21 protein-coding genes and 1 tRNA gene are annotated in these 19338 nt (G+C 67.9%); 11 read left to right on the forward strand and 11 right to left on the reverse strand.

The genetic code is table 11. The features are described from left to right. Positions 1–59 precede the first annotated feature (59 nt). Both WEE69_10895 and WEE69_10900 read right to left on the reverse strand, forming a co-directional pair. Positions 60–144, reverse strand: a tRNA-Ser gene (locus WEE69_10895). Positions 145–168: 24 nt separating this feature from the next. Then, positions 169–1023: a methylenetetrahydrofolate reductase gene (locus tag WEE69_10900; GenBank protein MEX1145800.1), complete on the reverse strand. Its 855-nt coding sequence runs from the start codon at positions 1021–1023 to the stop codon at positions 169–171. 64 nt (positions 1024–1087) lie between these two features. Between WEE69_10900 and WEE69_10905 the strand changes: the two genes are divergently transcribed. Then, entirely contained in the window at positions 1088–1585 is a 498-nt protein-coding gene (locus tag WEE69_10905; GenBank protein MEX1145801.1) for a DUF2505 family protein, read from the forward strand. Here WEE69_10905 and WEE69_10910 read toward each other — a convergent pair. Then, positions 1554–3830 carry a heavy metal translocating P-type ATPase gene (locus tag WEE69_10910; GenBank protein MEX1145802.1) on the reverse strand — a complete coding sequence of 759 codons (2277 nt, stop codon included), beginning with the start codon at positions 3828–3830 and terminating at the stop codon, positions 1554–1556. The two genes, WEE69_10905 and WEE69_10910, sit on opposite strands and share 32 nt — an antisense overlap. Positions 3831–3877: 47 nt before the next feature. Here WEE69_10910 and WEE69_10915 point away from each other — a divergent pair, with 47 nt between their 5' ends. Continuing rightward, positions 3878–4174, forward strand: a complete 297-nt coding sequence (locus WEE69_10915) for a metal-sensitive transcriptional regulator (protein ID MEX1145803.1) — start codon at positions 3878–3880, stop codon at positions 4172–4174. A 6-nt stretch (positions 4175–4180) separates the two neighbouring features. On the opposite strand, the gene WEE69_10920 is transcribed toward WEE69_10915, so the two are convergent. Continuing rightward, entirely contained in the window at positions 4181–4933 is a 753-nt protein-coding gene (locus WEE69_10920) for a DUF4328 domain-containing protein (protein ID MEX1145804.1), read from the reverse strand. Between the two features lie 81 nt (positions 4934–5014). Here WEE69_10920 and WEE69_10925 point away from each other — a divergent pair, with 81 nt between their 5' ends. The 5 genes from WEE69_10925 (at position 5015) to WEE69_10945 (ending at position 9343) form a co-directional block, all read left to right on the forward strand. Continuing rightward, complete coding sequence (locus WEE69_10925) at positions 5015–6148, forward strand: Coenzyme F420 hydrogenase/dehydrogenase, beta subunit C-terminal domain (GenBank protein ID MEX1145805.1); 1134 nt, start codon at positions 5015–5017, stop codon at positions 6146–6148. A 76-nt stretch (positions 6149–6224) separates the two neighbouring features. After that, on the forward strand, positions 6225–7367 hold the full coding sequence (nhaA, locus tag WEE69_10930) for a Na+/H+ antiporter NhaA (GenBank protein ID MEX1145806.1): 1143 nt from the start codon (positions 6225–6227) through the stop codon (positions 7365–7367). Then, positions 7364–7672, forward strand: a complete 309-nt coding sequence (locus WEE69_10935) for a DNA-binding response regulator (GenBank protein MEX1145807.1) — start codon at positions 7364–7366, stop codon at positions 7670–7672. The genes nhaA and WEE69_10935 overlap by 4 nt, the downstream gene beginning before the upstream one ends. A 21-nt stretch (positions 7673–7693) precedes the next feature. Next, positions 7694–9151 carry an AMP-binding protein gene (locus tag WEE69_10940; GenBank protein ID MEX1145808.1) on the forward strand — a complete coding sequence of 486 codons (1458 nt, stop codon included), beginning with the start codon at positions 7694–7696 and terminating at the stop codon, positions 9149–9151. Between the two features lie 30 nt (positions 9152–9181). Then, positions 9182–9343, forward strand: a complete 162-nt coding sequence (locus WEE69_10945; GenBank protein MEX1145809.1) for a hypothetical protein — start codon at positions 9182–9184, stop codon at positions 9341–9343. Between the two features lie 123 nt (positions 9344–9466). Here the strand turns inward: WEE69_10945 and WEE69_10950 are convergent, their stop codons facing one another. The 3 genes from WEE69_10950 to WEE69_10960 form a co-directional block, all read right to left on the reverse strand. Next, positions 9467–10186 carry an SCO1664 family protein gene (locus tag WEE69_10950; protein MEX1145810.1) on the reverse strand — a complete coding sequence of 240 codons (720 nt, stop codon included), beginning with the start codon at positions 10184–10186 and terminating at the stop codon, positions 9467–9469. Positions 10187–10247: 61 nt separating this feature from the next. Then, entirely contained in the window at positions 10248–10802 is a 555-nt protein-coding gene (locus WEE69_10955; protein ID MEX1145811.1) for a DUF3090 family protein, read from the reverse strand. A gap of 11 nt (positions 10803–10813) precedes the next feature. Continuing rightward, a complete protein-coding gene (locus tag WEE69_10960; GenBank protein ID MEX1145812.1) occupies positions 10814–11593 on the reverse strand; it encodes an MSMEG_4193 family putative phosphomutase in 780 nt (259 codons plus the stop codon). Between the two features lie 59 nt (positions 11594–11652). Between WEE69_10960 and WEE69_10965 the strand changes: the two genes are divergently transcribed. Continuing rightward, positions 11653–12117: a DUF3151 family protein gene (locus WEE69_10965; protein ID MEX1145813.1), complete on the forward strand. Its 465-nt coding sequence runs from the start codon at positions 11653–11655 to the stop codon at positions 12115–12117. 12 nt (positions 12118–12129) lie between these two features. After that, positions 12130–13122: a GDP-mannose 4,6-dehydratase gene (locus WEE69_10970; GenBank protein MEX1145814.1), complete on the forward strand. Its 993-nt coding sequence runs from the start codon at positions 12130–12132 to the stop codon at positions 13120–13122. Here the strand turns inward: WEE69_10970 and WEE69_10975 are convergent. Beyond that, positions 13119–14084 (reverse strand): nitronate monooxygenase, encoded by a 966-nt coding sequence (locus tag WEE69_10975; GenBank protein MEX1145815.1) that lies wholly within the window; start codon positions 14082–14084, stop codon positions 13119–13121. The genes WEE69_10970 and WEE69_10975 overlap by 4 nt on opposite strands. 58 nt (positions 14085–14142) lie before the next feature. Here WEE69_10975 and purE point away from each other — a divergent pair, with 58 nt between their 5' ends. Further along, a complete protein-coding gene (purE, locus tag WEE69_10980) occupies positions 14143–14607 on the forward strand; it encodes a 5-(carboxyamino)imidazole ribonucleotide mutase (GenBank protein ID MEX1145816.1) in 465 nt (154 codons plus the stop codon). On the opposite strand, the gene WEE69_10985 is transcribed toward purE, so the two are convergent. Further along, positions 14604–14903, reverse strand: coding sequence for a hypothetical protein (locus WEE69_10985; protein ID MEX1145817.1), 300 nt, complete (start codon positions 14901–14903; stop codon positions 14604–14606). The genes purE and WEE69_10985 overlap by 4 nt on opposite strands. A 137-nt stretch (positions 14904–15040) precedes the next feature. Here WEE69_10985 and WEE69_10990 point away from each other — a divergent pair, with 137 nt between their 5' ends. Then, entirely contained in the window at positions 15041–16594 is a 1554-nt protein-coding gene (locus WEE69_10990; protein ID MEX1145818.1) for an acyl-CoA synthetase, read from the forward strand. Between the two features lie 4 nt (positions 16595–16598). On the opposite strand, the gene WEE69_10995 is transcribed toward WEE69_10990, so the two are convergent. Then, the gene (locus WEE69_10995; GenBank protein MEX1145819.1) at positions 16599–17792 is read right to left on the reverse strand and encodes an acetyl-CoA acetyltransferase; all 1194 of its coding nucleotides are present in this window, start codon (positions 17790–17792) and stop codon (positions 16599–16601) included. A 70-nt stretch (positions 17793–17862) separates the two neighbouring features. Next, on the reverse strand, positions 17863–19278 hold the full coding sequence (locus WEE69_11000; protein ID MEX1145820.1) for an OB-fold domain-containing protein: 1416 nt from the start codon (positions 19276–19278) through the stop codon (positions 17863–17865). Between the last annotated feature and the right edge of the window lie 60 nt (positions 19279–19338).

Below are 19338 nucleotides of genomic sequence, written 5' to 3' on the forward strand. Positions count from 1 at the left end.
ACCTGATGTCTACGATGACGCGCGACATCCGTCTCCGATGTCTCGCGACACCACATTCGCGGAGGGAGTGGGATTTGAACCCACGGTGCCCGGAGGCACAATGGTTTTCGAGACCATCCGATTCGGCCGCTCTCGCATCCCTCCAGGGACCGATTGTACGAGGCGGTGTTAGAGACCCAGATTCGTATGGATCTCTCTGGTCGCGGTGGAGCGATTGAGTGTGTAGAAGTGGAGCCCGGGGGCGCCACCGTCGATCAGCTCGCGGCAGAGCTTGGTCGCTTCCTCGATCCCGACGCGTCGTACAGCATCGGGATCGTCCTCGACCGCGCGCATTTTCTTCATGAACCACGCAGGGAACTCGGAACCCTGCATCTCCGCCATGCGCTTGGTACCGGCCAAGCTGAGCGCGGGCATGATCCCGGGAATCACTGGCTTGTCGACGCCCGCGGCGCTCAGTGACGCAACGAGATCGAAGTAGTGGCTCGCCTCGAAGAAGAACTGCGTGATGGCGAAGTCCGCCTCGGAGAGCTTCTCGGCGGTGTGGCGCCGGTCGCTCTCGGCGCTGGACGAACGCGGATGGGGCTCGGGGTGCGCAGCGACGCCGATGCTGAAATCCCCGGTCTCACGGAGCAGCCGCACGAGCTCGACCGCGTGGTGTAGCTCGCCTGGTGGCAGATCGAGGTCGGCCGGCGGATCCCCTCCGAGCGCCAACACGTTCTCGATGCCTGCGTCGCGATAGCGCGTGACGATGTCGATGAGCTCGGCGCGCGTATGTGCGGCGCAGGTGAGATGAGCCATCGCAGTCATCGAGGTCTTGCGATTGATGTCGACCACGACCTCGTGCGTCAACTCTCGCGTCGTACCGCCCGCGCCGTACGTCACCGACACGTACGACGGGTGGAGGGGCTCGAGCTCGGCGATCGTTTGCTCGAGCAATCCCTTGGCCTCGTCGGTGCGTGGAGGGAAGAACTCGAAGGAAACCGTTCGCTCACCACGAGTCAGGATCTGGCTGATCTTCGTCATGCGCCCGTCAGCGTACGCGACACGCGTGATCGTCTCCCTCTCGAATCTCGTAGCCTCACCCGCCGTGGAGTTCACGATCGAGCAGCAGCTGCGCGGCGAGCCCGCCGCGGTCGAGGGAATCCTGCTCGACCCGGAGTTCATCGTTGCGCGCGCCGCGCTGCCCAAGCTCGGTGACGCCGAGCTGCTCGAGTCGACCCACAACGGTGACGAAGCGCGCCAGCGCATCCGTCTGCGGTTCACCGCGCCCCTCGCGCCGGCGGTCACCGCGGTGATCGATCCCAACCGCCTCACATGGATCGACGACGCGACGTACGACTTGTCTGCGCATACGGCTGAGCATCGAGTCGTGCCCGATCACTACGCCGACCGATTGTCCTGCAGCTACCGGACGGTCATCGAGGCCACGCCCGACGGATCACGTCGTTCGATGGCGGGAACGATCAAGGTCCGCATGCCGCTCGTAGGAGGGAAGGTCGAACGGGCGATCGTGTCCGGTCTCACCGAGCACGCAGTCGCCGAAGCCGACCTCGTCAACGAGTGGCTGGCGCGACGGCAGGACTAGCGGGCTCGGACGTCTGCTCGCGCCATCCCCGGAAACGTCGGAGCCGTAGCGAGTTCGTCACCACGAACACGGACGAGAAGCCCATCGCACCCGCGGCGATCACCGGGTTGAGCAGCCCGACGGCGGCGAGTGGGATGGCTGCAACGTTGTAGGCGAACGCCCAGAACAGGTTTCCCTTGATCGTCGCGAGCGTGCGCCGCGACAACGCGATCGCATCGACCGCGGCCCGGAGGTCGCCGGAGACAAGCGTGAGGTCACTTGCCTCGATCGCTACGTCGGTGCCCGTGCCGATCGCGATGCCGAGGTCAGCCTGGGCCAACGCGGGAGCGTCGTTGACACCGTCGCCGATCACGGCAACGCGCTGCCCGTCACGCTGGAGCTCACGGACCACGTCGACCTTCTCACCGGGGAGCACGCCGGCGACCACGCGTTCGATCCCGACGTCGGCCGCGACCTGCTCCGCGGTCTCGCGTCGGTCGCCAGTCACCATCACCGTCGTCAGTCCGAGCGCATGCAACGCCGCGAGCGCTTGGCGGGATGACGGCTTCACCGTGTCTGCGATCACGAACACGCCGCAGGCCTGCGCCACGCCGGCTTCGTCTGGCCATCCCGCGTACACCAGGGTGTGACCACCCGTGTCGGCAGCCGTCGCAGCCGCGGTCAGCTCTGGCGAGACGCCGCCCACGAACTCGGCCCTGCCGACGCGCACTTCCACACCGTCAACAAGCCCTCGCGCCCCTTCCCCAGGGCGGTTCTCGAACTCGTCCGGTGGGACCAACGCAATCCCTCGATCACGCGCGCTCTGAGCGATGGTCAAGGCGATCGGGTGCTCGGACGCGTCTTCGACCGACCCGGCCCGCCGAAGCAGCGTCTCGAGCGTGACACCACTGGCAGGTACGACGTCCACCACGCGCATTCGACCTTCGGTGATCGTCCCGGTCTTGTCGAGCACGACCGCACCGATCGACTGCGTCGCCTCGAGCACCTCCGCGCCCTTGATCACGATGCCGAGCTGCGCGGCGCGTCCGGTCCCCACCATGATCGCTGTCGGCGTCGCAAGACCGAGCGCACACGGGCAGGCGATGATCAGGACCGCGACCGCCGCTGTGAACGACCGGTTGGCGTCGCCGGTTGCTGCGATCCAGGCGACGAGCGTCAGCGCGGCGATCACGAGCACGACCGGCACGAAGACGGCGGAGATGCGGTCGGCGAGACGCTGCACCGGCGCCTTCGAACCCTGCGCCGCTTCCACGAGGCGAGCGATCTGCGCGAGCGCGGTGTCGCTCCCTACCTTGGTCGCTTCGACCACCAACCGGCCTGACGTGTTGATCGTCGCGCCGAACACCTCGCCGCCAACGGCCACGTCGACGGGGAGTGGCTCACCGGTCAGCATCGACACATCGATCGCTGAGGCGCCGTCGACGACGCGCCCGTCGGTGGCGATCTTCTCGCCGGGCCGCACCACGAAGCGGTCACCGACGCGCAGGCTCGCGACGGGGACTTCATCGCCGTTCTCGAGCCGAGCCGTCTTGGCCCCCATCTCGAGCAATGTGCGCAACGCTTGACTCGAGCGCCGACGCGCCCGGGCCTCGAAGAACCGGCCGAGCAGCAGCAGCGAGACGATCACCGACGCCGTCTCGAAGTAGACGTTGGCGTCGTCGGTGGAACCGGAGAACATCGCGCCGAAGTCCATCCCCGCGTGCCCGGCATCGAGGAAGACGAGCGCCACGACCGACCATGCGTAGGCGGCGAGCGTTCCGAGCGTGACCAGCGTGTCCATCGTCGTCGCGCCGTGCCGGAGGTTCACGAAGGTGGCGCGATGGAAGGGCCAGCCCGCCCACAGGATCACCGGCGTGGAGATCACGAACACCACCCACGCCCAGCCGTCGAACTGGAGCGACGGCACCATCGACAATGCGAGCGCGGGGATGGTCAGCACGATCGCGAGCGCGAGTCGCGGTCTCAGCTCTCGCAGCTCGGCTGCCTCCGACTCTTCGGCATCAGGCTCCGCGACCGAGTACCCGAGCGACGAGACGACGGCCCCGAGGTCGGTCTCGTCAACAACGTGCGGATCGAAGACCACCGTGGCGCGGCGGGAAGCGAAGTTCACCGAGGCGCTCGCCACACCGGGCCGCCCCGACAGTGCCTTCTCGATGCGGGCCGCGCACGCGGCGCACGTCATCCCCTCGATCGGGAGATCGCGCCGTTCGAGTTCGCTGGTGGCGTCGGCGCGGGTGCTGGTCATGGAGAGGTCCTTCCGCTCGACCTCGTGATCGTATACCCTAGGGGGGTATGAGCACAACGCCGACCCGGGGCTACTCACTGGCCAAGGACGCCTACCGGACGCGCCTACGCCGGATCGAGGGCCAGGTGCGTGGGCTCCAGCGCATGATCGACGAGGACGAGTACTGCATCGACGTGCTCACGCAGATCGCCGCGGTCAGCAAGGCCCTGCAGAACGTGGGCCTCGGGCTGCTCGACGAGCACCTGCGGCACTGCGTGCGCGCCGCGGCCGAATCGAGCCGCGCGGAAGGTGACGCCAAGGTGCAAGAAGCCGTGCAGGCGGTGGACCGACTGCTGCGCGTCTGAGGAGCGTCAGCTCCCGGGCGGTGGCGGCGGCGCTTGTTGCGCCCGCAGGCACTCCTGCTGGCGCTGGGTGATCTTGCGCACGACATGGACCGCCAGCACCACCGCCGCGAGCGTGCACAGGCTGCCGACGATCTCGAGCTCGACGCCGCTCTTCAGATCATCGAGGGATCCCTGGTTGATGGTGGCGCCGCCGGCGCCGATCATCACCCGCCCGAAGAGCAAGAGCCCCCACCAGAACCCGACCAGCACCGAGCGGTCACCGATCTTCCAGCGCGAGTCGCCGCGCGGGATCGAGGCGTCGGAGCCTCGCCACAGGTCTTGCATGATGAGCACGGGGATCACGAGGTTGGCGAGCGGGATCAACCACCCGCCGATCGCCCACCCCGGGCCGAAACGCGGCTGCGAGCGGCCGAGTGCCGCGTTGTTCTTGGCCGCGCGCCACATCCACACGATGAACGTCACGCCGGTGATGAGTGCAAGCGCCAAGAACGCTGTGTTCAGGTCGTCGATCCGGTCATCGAGCTCTTGCAAGCGGCCAAGGTCGGGGATCGAACCGAATGACCCAAGGTCAGACACCTCGCTGCGCTGCTCGATCTGGGTCACCAGCGCGTACACGACTGCGATCGCGGTTGCGCCCAAAGCCGCGTAGACGGCGAAGCACGACCACTTGAGATCGCGCCATCGATCGACGTTCGGTGAGGTCGGTGGCGGGGGTGGCGGCGCTCCCGGTGGGACCGGCGGTGGCTCGTTCGTTGCCAAACCTGTCCTTCCGAGTGGAGACGCGGAGCCTAGGTGTCCGCCGAGTCCGAGGTGAGGGGCGCTCTCGTAGACTCACGTTCCGTGCCACCCGAGAAGTTCCAGTGGAAACACCTCTATGAAGAGGTCGTGACGAGCGGCCTGTGCACCGGCTGCGCGGGATGCGTGATCGTGTGCCCCCACGACGTGCTCGGCTACCGGGACGACGAGGGCATCTACAAGCCGTTCCAGACCGAGGAAGGCTTCGGTCCCGACGACTGCAGCCACGGGCAAAAGGGATGCACCAGCTGCACGCGGGCATGCCCACGCTTTCGCGACTGGGAGATTGAGATCGACGAGTTCATGTTCGGACGCGTCCGCACCGCCGAGGAGCCGTCGGGCGTGTGCAAAGACATCGTGCTCGCCCGCGCCACCGATCCCGTGCTGCAAGAGGTCGGCCAGGACGGCGGCCTGGTGTCGGCCATCCTCTTGTATGCGCTCGAACACGACATCATCGACGCGGCGCTCGTCAGCTACCTCGAGGGCGACGGCTCGACCTGGAAGGCGATTCCCGGCGTAGCTCGCACCAAGGAAGACGTCGTCGCCTCGGCCGGCAGCCGCTACACGTACTCCGCCAACACGATGGCCTATGCCGAGGCCGTCGAGAGCGGCGCGGAGCGCATCGCGCTGGTCGGCATGAGCTGCCAGAGCTCGGTCCCACCGGTGATGAAGCAGCGCAAGGCGGGCAAGGTCGCTCGCCGCTTGTCGCTCAACATCGGGTTGCTCTGCTCGAAGACGTTCGACGACGCCATCTTCGAGGAGCTGTTCGAGGCGAAGTACGGACTGAAGAAGTCCGAGATGAAGAAGATGAACATCAAGGGCGTCTTCCAGATCTGGATGAAGAACGGCGACTACCACGAAGTTCCGCTCAAGGAGTGCCACGCGTGGACGCGTGAGGGCTGCAACATGTGCCCCGACTTCGCGGCGGAGCACGCCGACATCTCCACGGGGGGCATCGGCGCGTTCAACGACTGGACGCTCACGATCGTGCGCACCGACGTCGGGCGCGAGCTGATGGACGGCTTGGTTCGCGACGGGTGGATCGAGACCCGGCCCGGCGACGACGACCCCGGGGCGATCGAGCTCATGCACAAGCTCTCGAAGAAATCCCGCAAGCGCTGGCCCGAGTTCGCCGTCGACGCTCCCCGGCGCATCCCGGCGCCTGCTCCGAAGGTTTGACCTGACTCGTCGTTCGCACTTCCGCCTGCCCAAGGCGGGCCAGTTCCTGCAACCGGTCGGCTCCGAGTTCGTCTCGATCGAGGCCTTTTCGGGTCTTGTGCTCTTCGCGGCGGCTGCGGTCGCCCTCGTGTGGGCAAACGCCGACGGCGGGTCGTACACCGACGTCTGGACGAGCTCGCTCACTCTCGGGATCGGTGACGTCGCGATCTCGCTCGATCTCCGACATTGGGTGAACGACCTCCTGATGGCGGTGTTCTTCCTCGTGGTCGGCCTCGAGATCAAGCGTGAAGTCGTCGACGGGGAGCTACGCGACCTGCGCACTGCCGCGCTGCCGGCACTCGCCGCGGTCGGAGGGTTGGTCGCGCCTGCGTTGATCTTCGTGGCGATTGCCGGAGGCGGATCGGGCTCGCGCGGTTGGGCCATTCCAATGGCTACGGACATCGCATTCGCGGTTGGTGCGCTCGCGCTTCTCGGTTCGCGCGTCGTGCCGGGACTCAAGCTGTTCTTGCTCACACTTGCGATCGTCGATGACATCGGGGCGATCCTCGTGATCGCGATCTTCTATTCCAAGGGGATCGCGTTCGAATGGCTCGCCGCGTCGGTCGCCGTCGTGTTGGGCATCGTCGGGATGAAGCGCTTGTCGCGCCTCCCGATGTGGCTGTACGCGCTTCCGGCGGTAGCGCTCTGGATCTGCTTGCACGAGTCGGGTGTCCACGCCGCAATCTCCGGCGTCGTGCTCGGCCTGCTCGCTGTTGGCGCTCCTGGACCCGCGCGCGGACCGCTCGAGAAGTTCGAAGATGCCGTGCACCCGTGGTCGAGCTTCGTGATCGTCCCGCTGTTCGGCTTGGCGAACGCCGGCGTCGCACTCGGCGGCGCGGCGATCGACCGCGCAACCGACGGGTCGCTCGCTCCCGGCATCGTGGCGGGCCTGGTCGTGGGCAAGACCCTGGGCATTGCTGGCGCGGTGGTGCTGGGCATCCGTCTCGGTCTCGGGCGTCTTCCGCGTGGCGTCACGATGCTCGGCATCATCGGCGTTGCGATGGTCGCGGGGATCGGATTCACCGTGAGCCTGTTCGTCGCTGATCTTTCGTTTGTCGGTGCTCGGCTCGAGGAGGCAAAGGTCGGCATCCTCGCGGCTTCCCTGATCGCGGGCGCCTTGGGCGCGGCGTTCTTGGCGATCGTGGGGCGATCGAACCCGAAGACCGAGGCGCCGTCGTGAGGATCGTGGCGCTCGTGAGCGAGCTCATGGACCGGTCGCGCATCTCCGGGGCGATTCCCGGCGTCGCGTTCGTGGCTGCGGTCGACGGAGTGGTCGACGCCGACGTGGTGATCATCGATCTCGCGCGGTTCGCCGACGCGGTGGCCGCGGTGCGTACCGCAGCGCCCGCTGCTCGCGTCGTCGCGTACGGAGCGCACGTGGACGGGGCACTGCTAGAGCGGGCACGCCAAGACGGCGCCGACCTGGTGCTGCCCCGTTCTCAGTTCTTCCGGGACCCCGCCGCTCATGTGGCGCCGGCTCCCTAGGGCATGGGAGCCTCTCCCGCCGTGACATCGCTCGTTGCCCGCATCGAAGCTGCCGCCGGGAGCAACGCGGGCATCACACTCCTCGGTTCGGCCGCGGCCGATCGGCACGCCGAGCGGCTCTCATGGGCCCAGCTCCACGACGACGCGGCCGGAATGGCGGCTTCGCTGCAAGCGCTCGGAGTGGGCCCCGGTGAGCGGGTGGCGATCATCGGGCCCACGTCGCGCCCGCTCGTGACCGCGATCCAGGCCACCTGGTTGACGGGTGCGACGGTCGTGTGCCTCCCGCTTCCGATGCGGCTCGGTTCGATCGAGTCGTTCACGCTCCAGACCCGGGCGCGCATCGTCAACGCGCAGGCGTGCATGGTGCTCGTCGACCCGGAGCTCGAGCCGTTTCTCGCGACGCAACCCGGTGACCCACCTGTCGTGCGCCTGCCCGAGCTGCGCGGATCATCGGCGGCGTGGGAGCGCCCCGTCATCGATCCCGAATCGCTCGCCGTCCTGCAGTTCACGAGTGGGTCGACGGCGGATCCGAAGGGTGTGATGCTCCCGCACCGCTGCATCGTGAACAACATCGACGCGATCGTGGAGGGCGCCGCGCTCGGGTCAGGCGATGTCGGTGTGTCGTGGCTGCCCCTGTATCACGACATGGGCCTGATCGGGATGCTGACCACACCGATGATCACGGGCTTCGACCTCGCGATCGCTCCACCCCAGGACTTCTTGGCCGCGCCCGCCGACTGGATGCGCTGGATGTCGGAGTTCCGGGCCACGCTCGCTTGCGGACCCAACTTCGCGTACGCCCTTGCCGCACGCGCGCTTCGGCGGGTCGACGACCTCGACCTGTCGCAGTGGCGTCTGGCCCTCAACGGTGCCGAGCCGATCGATTGCGGTGCGGTGGAGGCGTTCCTCGACACTGGCTCGGCGCACGGCCTCAAGACGTCGGCCGCGTTCTGCGTGTACGGCATGGCGGAAGCGACCCTGGCGATCTCGTTCCCCGAGCCGGGCACCGGGATGAGCGTGGACACCGTTGACCGCACGACGCTCGAGCACGAGCGGTACGCGGCGGAGGCCACGCGTCCAGGAGACGCGCGCCGGCTGGCGATGCTCGGGAAGCCACTGCGTGGGTTCGAGGTGCTCGTGTGCGACCCCGACACCGGCGTGCAGCGAGCGGATCGCGAAGTGGGCGAGCTCGAGCTGCGCGGCACGTCGGTCACGCCCGGCTACTGGCAGCGCGACGACGTGACGCGGGCAACGTTCCGCGACGGTTGGCTGCGCACCGGCGACCTCGGGTATCTCGTCGCCGGGCAAGTGGTGGTGTGCGGTCGCATCAAGGACGTGATCATCGTGGGTGGCCGCAACGTGTTCCCTGAGGAGATCGAGCGCGCGTGTGCGGCGGTCGAAGGAGTGCGGCCGGGCAACGTGATCGCGTTCGGCACCGACACTCGGCGGGGCAAGGAGGGCATCGTCGTCGTGGCCTAGGCCCGCGCCGACTCCGGCGCGGGCCTTCGAGTGCGTGACGAGGTGGTCGACCGCGTGTGCGATGTGGTGGGCATCCCACCGCACGAGGTGATCCTCGTGCAGGCCGGCAGCCTGCCCAAGACGTCGTCGGGCAAGCTCCAGCGCTCCCTCTGCCGCATGCAATACCTCGACGAGACGCTCGTCCTGCTCTAACGCGCGGGGTCGCAGGAGCGCCAGAAGCTCGCCGCGGGGTGGCTTTGCCGCCCCGCAACCACAGGGTCGAGGTTCAGAGCCGCGCGGGTGGGGGCCGAGGGGGGTGGCCGGCCCCCCCCGTCATCAAACCATGGGCCAGGGGACGGAGTGGTACCCGGGCTCGGGGTTCGGGAGGCAGCCGTCCCGCAGGAGGTCGGCCGCACGCACCGAGAGCGCGGCCAGCTCCTCTGGGGACAGCAACCTCGCGAGGCGCTCTCCGACCTCGCCCTGTTCGAGATCCCGGGCAAACCGGCACAGGGCATCGGTGAGGTCGGGGGTTAGCGGCTCACCGGCGAAGTCCCAGATCACCGTGCGTAGCTTCCACATCGGGTGGAACGTGAGGCCGTGGTCGATGCCCACGATCATTTCGTTCACCTGGTCGTAGAGGCAATGGCCGCCCTTGCGGTCGGTGTTGTTCGCGAGCACGTCGAACACCGCGAACTCTCGAAATCGTTCGGGGTTAGCTGGCAACAAGGTGAAGTAGTGCTCTTCGGGATCGTGCTCCACGAAGCGCTGCACCGCACCCGGCCCGAGCGGTCCGTCGTCGCGCAGCACGGTGACGGGCACGATCCCGAATCCGAGCGCGCGCGACACCTCGTACGACGCGACTTCACGGTGACACAACGTGCCGTCGGGGAAGTCCCAGAGCGGACGCTCGCCGCGCCGGGGCTTGTAGACCGCGCTGACGTCGACACCGTCGGCGGTTGCTTGCACGAGGAACGTGCCGTTCGACGCGTACCGCATGCGGCCGACGACCTCGAGCTCCCCCCGTCCCAGGAGCTCGGCGAGCTCGTCCGACTCCATTGGTCGCTCTCGCTTCGCTCGGCTCATCCCGCATCGGACGGCAAAGCCGCCGATGCGGGCGTCAGTTCCAGCGGGGGCACCGGTGCCCGGCGGGATCGAGTGGCTGGTCGCAGAGCGGGCAGAGCGGCCGCCCGGCCGAGACGGCTTCGGCGCCCCGCGCTGCCATCGCCCGGACCTGTGGTCTCGTGGCGTAGATCCGCGCGACGTAGCCGTCGCCCTCTTCGTCGTCCATGTCCTCGACGTCGAGCGCCTCGGCCGCATCGTCTTCCTCGTCGTCATCGGAGGTCGTACGCTCCCGGAGCTCAATGAGCACGAGCTCTCGCTCGGGATCGAAGCCGAGCCCGATGAGTCGCGCCCGGAAGAGGGGCACAGTCGGCTCGCGCAGCTCGGCGGCGGTCATCGGCAGCGAGATCGCGTCCTCGGGGTAGTCGTCCGCGATTCGGTCGAGGAAGGCGACGGCTTCGGTCGCCAGCAACGCGACCTGCTCTTTCTCGACGAGCACGGTGAGCTGCGTGTCGGCGGCGCGTGCCTGCAGATAGAAGGCGCGCTGGCCCGGTTCACCGACCGCGCCCGCGCTGAGTGCGTCGATGTTGTCGAGCTCGATGGGATCGGGCATGGGTTCCAGCTCTATTGCTCCGCTTCCTCGATGCTTCGGTCACTCGCTGCGGGCCGGGATACCCGTCCCGCGGGCGCTCGCTCCCTGGGCGAGCTCCCTTCGGTCGCCGCGCTGGCCTGCAACTCGTCGAGCCCGCCGGTGTCGTTGCACTTCAGCATGGCCACGCCGTGGTGGCCGAACTCGAATGCCGACACCGACGCCGGCGAGACGACGATGCGCTGGAACAGGTCGAGGTGGACCCCGGTGTAGTGCGCGATCGCTGCTTTGATCGGATCGGCGTGGGACACGACCACCACGAGTTCGCCAGGGTGCTCGACCACGAGCGCGTCGAGAGCCGCGATCATCCGCGCCTGCATGGCCGCGAGCGACTCACCCCCCGGGAACGACGCGCGAGACGGCATCCGCTGCACGACCTTCCAGAGGTCGGTCTTGGCGAGGTCGGTGAGCGCCTGGCCCGTCCAGTCGCCGTAGTCGGCCTCGATCACGCCGGGCAGGGCGAGCACGTTGAGCTGGTGGTGCTTGGCGACGGCCTCGGCGGTCTGGGTGGTGCGCTCGATCGGGCTCGCGTAGACCGCGGCGACAGGTAGCCCGGCGAGGCGCTCGCCGAGCGCTTCGGCTTGGCGTCGTCCGTCTTCGGAGAGCTCGATGCCGGGTGCCCGACCCGAGAGCAGCGGGCCGGTCTGCGCGGTCACCGCGTGGCGTGCGAGCAGCAGCCGCGTCGAACGCGGGGAGGATTCGGTCGTGGTCTCGGCGGGCGCGGGCGCTTCGAGCGCCTCGGCGGTGTCGGTCATCGACGCCCGATCGTACCGGCGGCCCTGACCCCCCATTTCTGCGGGCTACGGTCCCGCGCGTGACGGACGTTCCGGTGTCGATGTCATCGGCACCAGACGAGGTCGTGCTCGACCCCGAGCCTCTCGACGCGCTCGCGGCGCTCGAGCACGCGCTGGCTGCGCCCACCGCGACGCGCCGCGATGCCGTCTCCGACGTCATCGCCCACTGGCCCACGTTCCTCGACGGATGGGCCCGCCTCGCCGAGCTCGCCCGTGACGACGTGGAGGCATACGCCTGCGCCCGGGTGGGCTACCACCGCGGCCTGGACCGGCTGCGCCAAGTCGGATGGCGAGGGGCGCAGTACGTCCGCTGGGGTCACCAGGAGAATCGTGGCTTCCTCCGGGCACTCGCCAGCCTCCAGCGGACGGCGGCCGCCATCGGCGAGATCGACGAGGCGGAGCGATGCGAGCAGTTCCTCCACCAGCTGGAGCCGGCCTGGAGCCGGGTCCAGCTCGAGCCGCAGACGGGCCGCGGCGCCCCGTAGGATTCACCCCGCATGAAACGGGCTTTGATCACCGGAATCACCGGCCAGGACGGCCGCCACATGTCGGAGTTCCTGACGGGCAAGGGCTACCAGGTCTTCGGGCTCGTGCGGGGCCAGGCCAACCCGAAGGCCAAGCTCGTCCTCGACGAGAACCCAGCTCTCGAGCTCGTCGAGGGCGACCTGCGTGACCTCTCGTCGCTGATCGCCGCAGTGGAGCAGGTCCAGCCGGACGAGGTCTACAACCTCGGGGCCATGAGCTTCGTGGCGCTGTCGTTCCGCCAGCCCGAGCTCACCGCCGACATCACGGGCCTCGGCGTGCTCCGCATGCTCGAGGCGATCCGCATCGTCGGCGGCGCCGAGCACAACCCGATCCGCTTCTACCAAGCCTCGTCGTCGGAGATGTTCGGGAAGGTGCGCGAGACCCCGCAGCACGAAGGCACGGCGTTCCACCCGCGCTCGCCCTACGGCGTGGCGAAGGTGTTCGGGCACCACATGACGATCAACTACCGCGAGTCGTACGGCCTGCACGCCTCGTCGGGCATCTGCTTCAACCACGAAGGCCCACGCCGAGGCCTGGAGTTCGTCACCCGCAAGATCACCAACGGCATCGCCCGCATCAAGCTCGGACTCCAGGACTCCATCACGCTCGGCAACGTCGATGCCGCCCGCGACTGGGGCTACGCCGGCGACTTCGTCGAGGCGATGTGGTTGATGCTCCAGCAGGACGAACCCGACGACTACGTCATCGCGACCGGCGAGACGCACACCGTGAAAGAGCTCCTCGACGTCGCGTTCCGGTGCGCGGGCTTCGATGACTGGGAGCGGTTCGTGCGCAAGGACCCGCGCTTCGAGCGTCCTGCCGATGTCGAGCTGCTCATGGGAGACGCGGCGAAGGCGAGCGCGAAGCTCGGCTGGAAGCCCAAGGTCGCGTTCGACGAGCTCGTGCGCGGAATGTACGAAGCGGATCTGGTCGAAGAGACCAAGAAGGCCGAACTCGAGCGCTAGCGACTCACGGTTACGCGCGCGAGTGCGGCTTCCGCCTCTTCCACGAACTGGTGCACGAGGTCAGCGGCGGGGACCAGTTGGTCGATGGCGCCGACGCCCTGGCCGGCGGGGTAGCACTCGCGTTCAGGGTCGACGCCGGCCGCGTTGTCACCTTCGGGCAGGTGTAGAACCCCGGCACCGGTCGCGACCATGAGCTGTTCCGGGAACGGCTTGAGCTCCTCGGGGTGTTCTTCGAAGTGCTGTGTCGTCTTGTTGCGCACGACCCTCATGGGCTTGCCACTGAACGCGCGGCTCACGACGGTCCCGTCTTCGTCGGTAGCGAGCAGCGTGTCCTTGTAGCCCGGCGCGGAGCGCGCTTCGGGCGTAGCGATGAAGCGGGTTCCCACCCAGACGCCGTCGGCGCCCAGCATGAGCGCGGCGGCGAGCCCGCGCCCGTCGAAGATCCCCCCTGCTGCGACGACAGGTACACGCTCACCGACCGCGTCCACAATCTGAGGAACGAGCGGCATGGTCGCCACGGTTCCCGTGTGACCACCGGCTTCGGTGCCTTGCGCGACCACGAGGTCACAGCCCGCCTCGACGGCGGCCACCGCGTGGCGGACCTTCCCGCACATGTTGACGACGAGCACGTTGTTGGCGTGGCAGAGCTGGATGACCTCGCGCGGCACACCGAGCGCCGCCACGAACACGGGAGCGCCTTCTGCGATGAGCAGCTCGACGTTGTGCAGCATCTGGTCGGGCAGCGCGGTGAGCAGGTCGACACCGAATGGCTTGTTGGTGAGGTCCTTGGTCTTGCGGATCTCGTCGACCATCTCGTCGCTGGTCATGGCGCCGGCGCCGAGACAGCCGAAACCACCAGCTTCGGAGACCGCGCCGACGAGGCGATGGTAGGAGACGCCACCCATTCCCGCGAGCATCACCGGGTGTTCGATCTGGAGCATTTCTGTCAACCGAGTTTGCACGGCGCGAGGCTAACGTCCACTCGTGGCACGCGTCGGCGCACCGTTGGTCGGAGTCATCATGGGCAGCGACTCAGACCTTCGCGTGATGCGAGCGGCGCTGGATGCGCTCGACGAGTTCGGTGTGACCCACGAGGTCCGCATCGTGTCTGCGCACCGGACGCCCGATGTGATGGTGGAGTACGCCCGCACCGCAGCTGACCGCGGCCTGCGCGTCATCATCGCCGGCGCTGGCGGCGCTGCGCACCTGCCCGGCATGACCGCCTCGATGACTGCGCTCCCCGTCATCGGTGTGCCGGTCGCGTTGACGCACCTGGACGGGCTCGACTCGCTGCTCTCGATCGTGCAGATGCCCGCCGGTGTACCGGTGGCCACGGTCGCCGTGGACAACGCGCGCAACGCGGCGCTGCTCGCGGTTCGCATCCTGGCGACGTCGGATCCCGCGCTGCTCAAGAAGATGGAGCAGTTCCAGGCTTCGCTCGACACGACGGTCCGGGACAAAGACGCCAAGCTCCAGGACGGCTAGCGCACCGTCGCCCGCGTCTGCCTGATGCCGCTCGCCGCGAACGCCAATGCGATAGCGGGTGGAACGTAGAGCAGTCCGACGCTCAACATCGCCGCGAACGCGAAGAGCATCATCAACACTCCTGCTGCGAGCGCGATCCCACGGCCGGCGCGAGTTGGGACAAGCCACCAAGCGACGGTGGCGATCACGACTGGGATCGCCAGGGCGATCCTTGGTCTTGCTTCGTCCGTGAGCGGGAGCGCCAAGAGCCCGAGCCCGGCACACCAGAGGGCTGCTGCAGCGGCTGCGGCTCTCACCCGATGGGCGCCTCGGCGATCGTGCTCACGGCTCTCACGGTACCGGCTGCCGTGCCAACGCCCGTTACGTCCATTGGGCGTTGACCACCTGACTTCCCGGCGGGGCAGGAGCCGAAGAGTCGCTAGCCTCCGGGCCGATGTGGCCCCGCCCGCACGCTGAGAAGAACCCCGACAAGCCCGCTTACATCATGGCGAGCAGCGGCTTAGTGGTGACGAACCGCGAACTCGACGAGGGCTCGAACCGGCTCGCCCACCTGCTCAGGGATCGCGGCCTGGAGTTCGGCGATCACATCGCGATCTTCATGGACAACAACGCCCACTACCTCCAGGTGGCGTGGGCCGCGCAGCGCTCGGGCCTGTACTTCACCCCGATCAACTTCCACTTCACTGCTCAAGAGGTTGCGTACATCCTCGACAACTCCGATTCGCAAGCCGTCATCGTGTCGGCATCGCTCGGACGCGTCGTCGACGAGCTGCTCGAAGTCATGCCCGAGCGCGTGCACACCCGGCTCATCGTCGGTGCGGACAAGGACGGGTGGGAGCGCTACGAAACGGCCGTCGCCGCGTTCCCGAGCGAGCCCCTCGACGAGGAGCTCGAGGGTCACGGGATGTTCTACTCATCGGGCACGACCGGTCGGCCCAAGGGCATCAAGTACCCGCTCGTGCGCAAGCCGGCGGGCACACCGGAGCCCATGCTCGCTGGCTTCGGCCCGATCTACGGAATCGACGAAACCAGCACATACCTCTCTCCCGCGCCGATGTACCACGCCGCGCCGCTCCAGTTCTGCATCGCGATGAGCCGCCTCGGCAGTACGAGCGTCATCCTCGAGCGTTTCGACCCCGAGTCGTTGCTGCAGGCGATCGAGAAGTACAGCGTGACGCACGCGCAGTTCGTCCCGACCATGTTCGTGCGCATGCTCAAGCTCCCCGAGGAGACTCGCAACAAGTACGACGTGTCGTCGCTCCAGCTGGCGATCCACGCTGCTGCGCCGTGCCCGGTGAGTGTGAAGCGCGAGATGATCGAGTGGTGGGGTCCGATCATCTTCGAGTACTACTCGGCCACCGAGGGCACCGGCTCCACGATGATCAACAGCGAGGAATGGCTCGCGCACCCCGGGTCCGTCGGGCGCTCGTACACGGGCACGCTGCACATCCTCGACGAGGAAGACAACCCCGTGCCGACCGGTGAGTCGGGCGTGGTGTGGTTCGAGCCGGGTGAGCGCAGCATCACGTTCGAGTACCACAAGGATCCCGACAAGACCGCGTCCGCGCACAACCGCGAGGGATGGGCCACGGTCGGCGACATGGGGTACCTCGACGAAGAAGGCTTCCTGTACCTCACCGATCGCCGCGACTTCATGATCGTGTCCGGCGGAGTGAACATCTACCCCCAAGAGGCGGAGAACGCGCTCATCGCGCACCCCAAGGTGCTCGACGTGGCCGTCTTCGGTGTGCCCAACGAAGACATGGGCGAAGAGGTGAAGGCGGTCGTGCAGCCAATCGACATGGCCGACGCCGGACCGGACCTCGAGCGCGAGCTCATCGAGTTCTGTCGCACCCAGCTCTCGCACTACAAGTGCCCGCGCACGGTCGACTTCTCCGACGATCTCCCGCGTCAGCCAACCGGCAAGCTCTACAAGCGCTTGCTGCGCGACCGCTACTGGGGCGACCAAACGTCCAAGATCGTCTAACGCACTACTCGGTGCCGACGATCCCGACGTAGCTCACGCACTCGCCGGGTGACCCACCGAGGTTGTGGGTGAGCCCGAGTTTCTTGCCCTGGTCCACGGTCTTGATGCGACGGTCCTCGGGTGCCTCGCCCCGGAGCTGGAGCCAGCACTCGAACAGCATGCGCAAGCCCGACGCGCCGATCGGGTGCCCGAACGCCTTCAAGCCGCCGTCGGGGTTCACCGGGAGGTCACCCTCGAGGTCGAAGGTGCCCGCGAGCACCTCCTTCCACGCGAACCCGCGCTCAGCGAAGCCGAGGTCTTCCATGAGTACGAGCTCGGTGGGCGTGAAGCAGTCGTGCACCTCGGCCATCGCGATCTCGGACCGCGGGTCGGTCACGCCCGCTTGCGCGTACGCGTCCTTGGCCGACGCGACCACCTCGGTGAACGTCGTGTAGTCGTAGTCGTTGTCGACAACTCCGGTAGCCGGGCCGGCAACGAACGACAAAGCCTTCACGATCAAGGGCTTGTCGGTGTACTTGTGCGCGTCTTCTGTCCTCACGATGATCGCCGCCGCGGAACCGTCGGACACGCCGGAGCAGTCGAAGATGCCGAGGTTGCCCGCCATGATCGGCGAGCAGGCGATTGCCTCTTTCGCCACTTCCTTACGGAACTGCGCGCGGGGGTTGCGAGCGCCGTTGTAGTGGTTCTTCCACGCGATGCGTGTGAGCACATCCTTGAACTCGTTCTCGTCGACCCCGTACTTCTTGCAGTACGCGGGGCCGAGGAGGCTGAACAGCGCGGGCGCGCTGAGGTCGGCCGTCGTGCCGTCACCTGGCGGCGAGCTGATCGCGAGCCCCGAGAACCCGCCGTCCTTGAGCTTCTCGACACCGGTGGCCATCACCATGTCGAACGCACCCGACGCCACCGCGTAACAGGCGTTGCGGAACGACTCCGAGCCGGTAGCGCACATGTTCTCGACCCGGGTCACGGGCTTGTAGTCGATGCGCAGCGGCCGCGAGAGGGTGAGGCCGGAGATGCCAGAGCCCATCGTGCCGACCCAGTACGCGTCGACCTCATCCTTCTCGACGCCGGCGGAGGTGAGCGCCTCGCCCACCGCGTCCACGAGCAGATCCTCGGGACCCTTGTCCCAGTGCTCGCCGAACGGCGTGCAGCCCATCCCGATGACGGCGACGCGATCGCGGATTCCGTGACTGGCCATGTGGGTTGTCCTTTCCAACGTGCGTCTCTCACCCCGGAATAGCCGGGTGAGGGACGCACCCAAAAGGGGGTCAGGTCCGGACGGGCTTGCCCTTCCAGAAGTAATTGTGCACGCCCTGCGCGGTGGTGATGCGCCGGAAGGTCATCTCGATGCGATCCCCCACCTTCACGGTCGCGGGGTCGACGTCGGTCAGCTCACCCCGGAAGCGGCCGCCGCCGTCAAAGTCCAGGACGGCAGCTACGAGCGGTGGGCTCGGCGTGAACGCCAGACGGTCGACCGTGAACGTGGCGATGGTGGCCGGAACGTCAGCCATGCGCTCGGTGACCATCCGGTCGATCACTCCACACTTGGCGCACACCCGTGCAGGAGGTAGGTGGCGCTCGTCGCAAGCCTCGCAGCGCGAGGCCGCGAATGCGAACTTCCATGCCTCGTGGCGCAGGGATGGCGGCGCGGCCGGGGCGACCGGATCGGGCCGGCGCGGCGGCTCGCGGTCGAGCATCCCGCGCCACGTGAGGAACGTCTCATACGAGAGCCCGCCGACCCCAGCCGCGAGCTGGTCGGCCACCGTTCGGCGCGGGCGCACCGCGTTCAGCGCGTCCGTCGTCTCGAAGACGAGTGCATCGGCACCGTCGGCGAGCAACAGCACTGCGATCCGCTGCCCAGGTTGCGCTCGCTCGAGTACGTCGGCCAGCGCGATGCCGGAATGGGCAGCACCGGTGTAGCCGACCGTCGCGGTCAGGCTGTCGACGATCGCATCGGGGCGCACACCGAGCGTCTTGCTCACGACGCGCACTGCACGAGAGTGCACACCGGTCACGATCACATGATCGAGCTCTTCAGGCGTGAGGCCAGCGGACTTGCACGCGTCGGCGAACGCCGCTTGCGCGAGGGGCACGTACGCGTGCTCTCCGAAGCGCTCTTCCCATACGTGCGATGCCCTCTCACCCGGCAGGCGCCAGCGGTCGAGGAACTCGAGCGTGGCTGCGCCGCGCCCGAGCGCTCGGGTCTGCGCGGGTGCATCACCCGCGTCGGGCGGCGCGAACAAGAACGCAGCCGCGCCGTCGCCGCCGTCGCGCTCGTCGGCGCCACCGGGCAGCCCGGTTCGGATGTCGGAGCGCACGACGAGCGTGCGCACAGGTGAGCTGCCTGCGAGCTGCATCGCGGCCATGCCCGACCGGACCGAGCCGACGACGTCGTACGCACCGATCGACGGATCGAGCCCGAGCGCAGCGTGGATCGCCGTGGCGTTCGTCTTGTCGAGGTAGCCCGGATCGGAGGTCGCGTAGAGGAGCATCTCTGGCGCGAGCTCGGGCGGGACGTTGGCGAGCGCATTCCTCGCCGACTCCACGCCCATCGACGTGGCGTCCTCGTCGTACGAGGCCACCGCACGCGTACCTGGTGCCGCTGGGGTGCCCAGCGCCTCGGCGATGGTGGCCCGCTCCAAGCGGCGATACGGCACGTAGGCGCCGTAGGAGATGATGCGCATCCCTGAAACGTAAACTGCCGCTCACGTCGGGGGCCAACTGCACCAGGCGTGGCAGGGACG

It is taken from the genome of Acidimicrobiia bacterium, assembly GCA_040881685.1.
In the GTDB taxonomy this organism is placed as follows: Bacteria; Actinomycetota; Acidimicrobiia; order IMCC26256; family PALSA-555; genus SHVJ01.

What these genes read in the sequence shown, in the direction of transcription:
- WEE69_10900 (MEX1145800.1), bottom strand. Translation starts at nt 1,023, where the DNA reads ATGACGAAGATCAGCCAGATCCTGACTCGTGGTGAGCGAACGGTTTCC.
- WEE69_10910 (MEX1145802.1), bottom strand. Translation starts at nt 3,830, where the DNA reads ATGACCAGCACCCGCGCCGACGCCACCAGCGAACTCGAACGGCGCGAT.
- WEE69_10915 (MEX1145803.1), top strand. Translation starts at nt 3,878, where the DNA reads ATGAGCACAACGCCGACCCGGGGCTACTCACTGGCCAAGGACGCCTAC.
- WEE69_10950 (MEX1145810.1), bottom strand. Translation starts at nt 10,186, where the DNA reads ATGGAGTCGGACGAGCTCGCCGAGCTCCTGGGACGGGGGGAGCTCGAG.
- WEE69_10955 (MEX1145811.1), bottom strand. Translation starts at nt 10,802, where the DNA reads ATGCCCGATCCCATCGAGCTCGACAACATCGACGCACTCAGCGCGGGC.
- WEE69_10960 (MEX1145812.1), bottom strand. Translation starts at nt 11,593, where the DNA reads ATGACCGACACCGCCGAGGCGCTCGAAGCGCCCGCGCCCGCCGAGACC.
- WEE69_10970 (MEX1145814.1), top strand. Translation starts at nt 12,130, where the DNA reads ATGAAACGGGCTTTGATCACCGGAATCACCGGCCAGGACGGCCGCCAC.
- purE (MEX1145816.1), top strand. Translation starts at nt 14,143, where the DNA reads ATGGGCAGCGACTCAGACCTTCGCGTGATGCGAGCGGCGCTGGATGCG.
- WEE69_10990 (MEX1145818.1), top strand. Translation starts at nt 15,041, where the DNA reads ATGTGGCCCCGCCCGCACGCTGAGAAGAACCCCGACAAGCCCGCTTAC.
- WEE69_10995 (MEX1145819.1), bottom strand. Translation starts at nt 17,792, where the DNA reads ATGGCCAGTCACGGAATCCGCGATCGCGTCGCCGTCATCGGGATGGGC.
- WEE69_11000 (MEX1145820.1), bottom strand. Translation starts at nt 19,278, where the DNA reads ATGCGCATCATCTCCTACGGCGCCTACGTGCCGTATCGCCGCTTGGAG.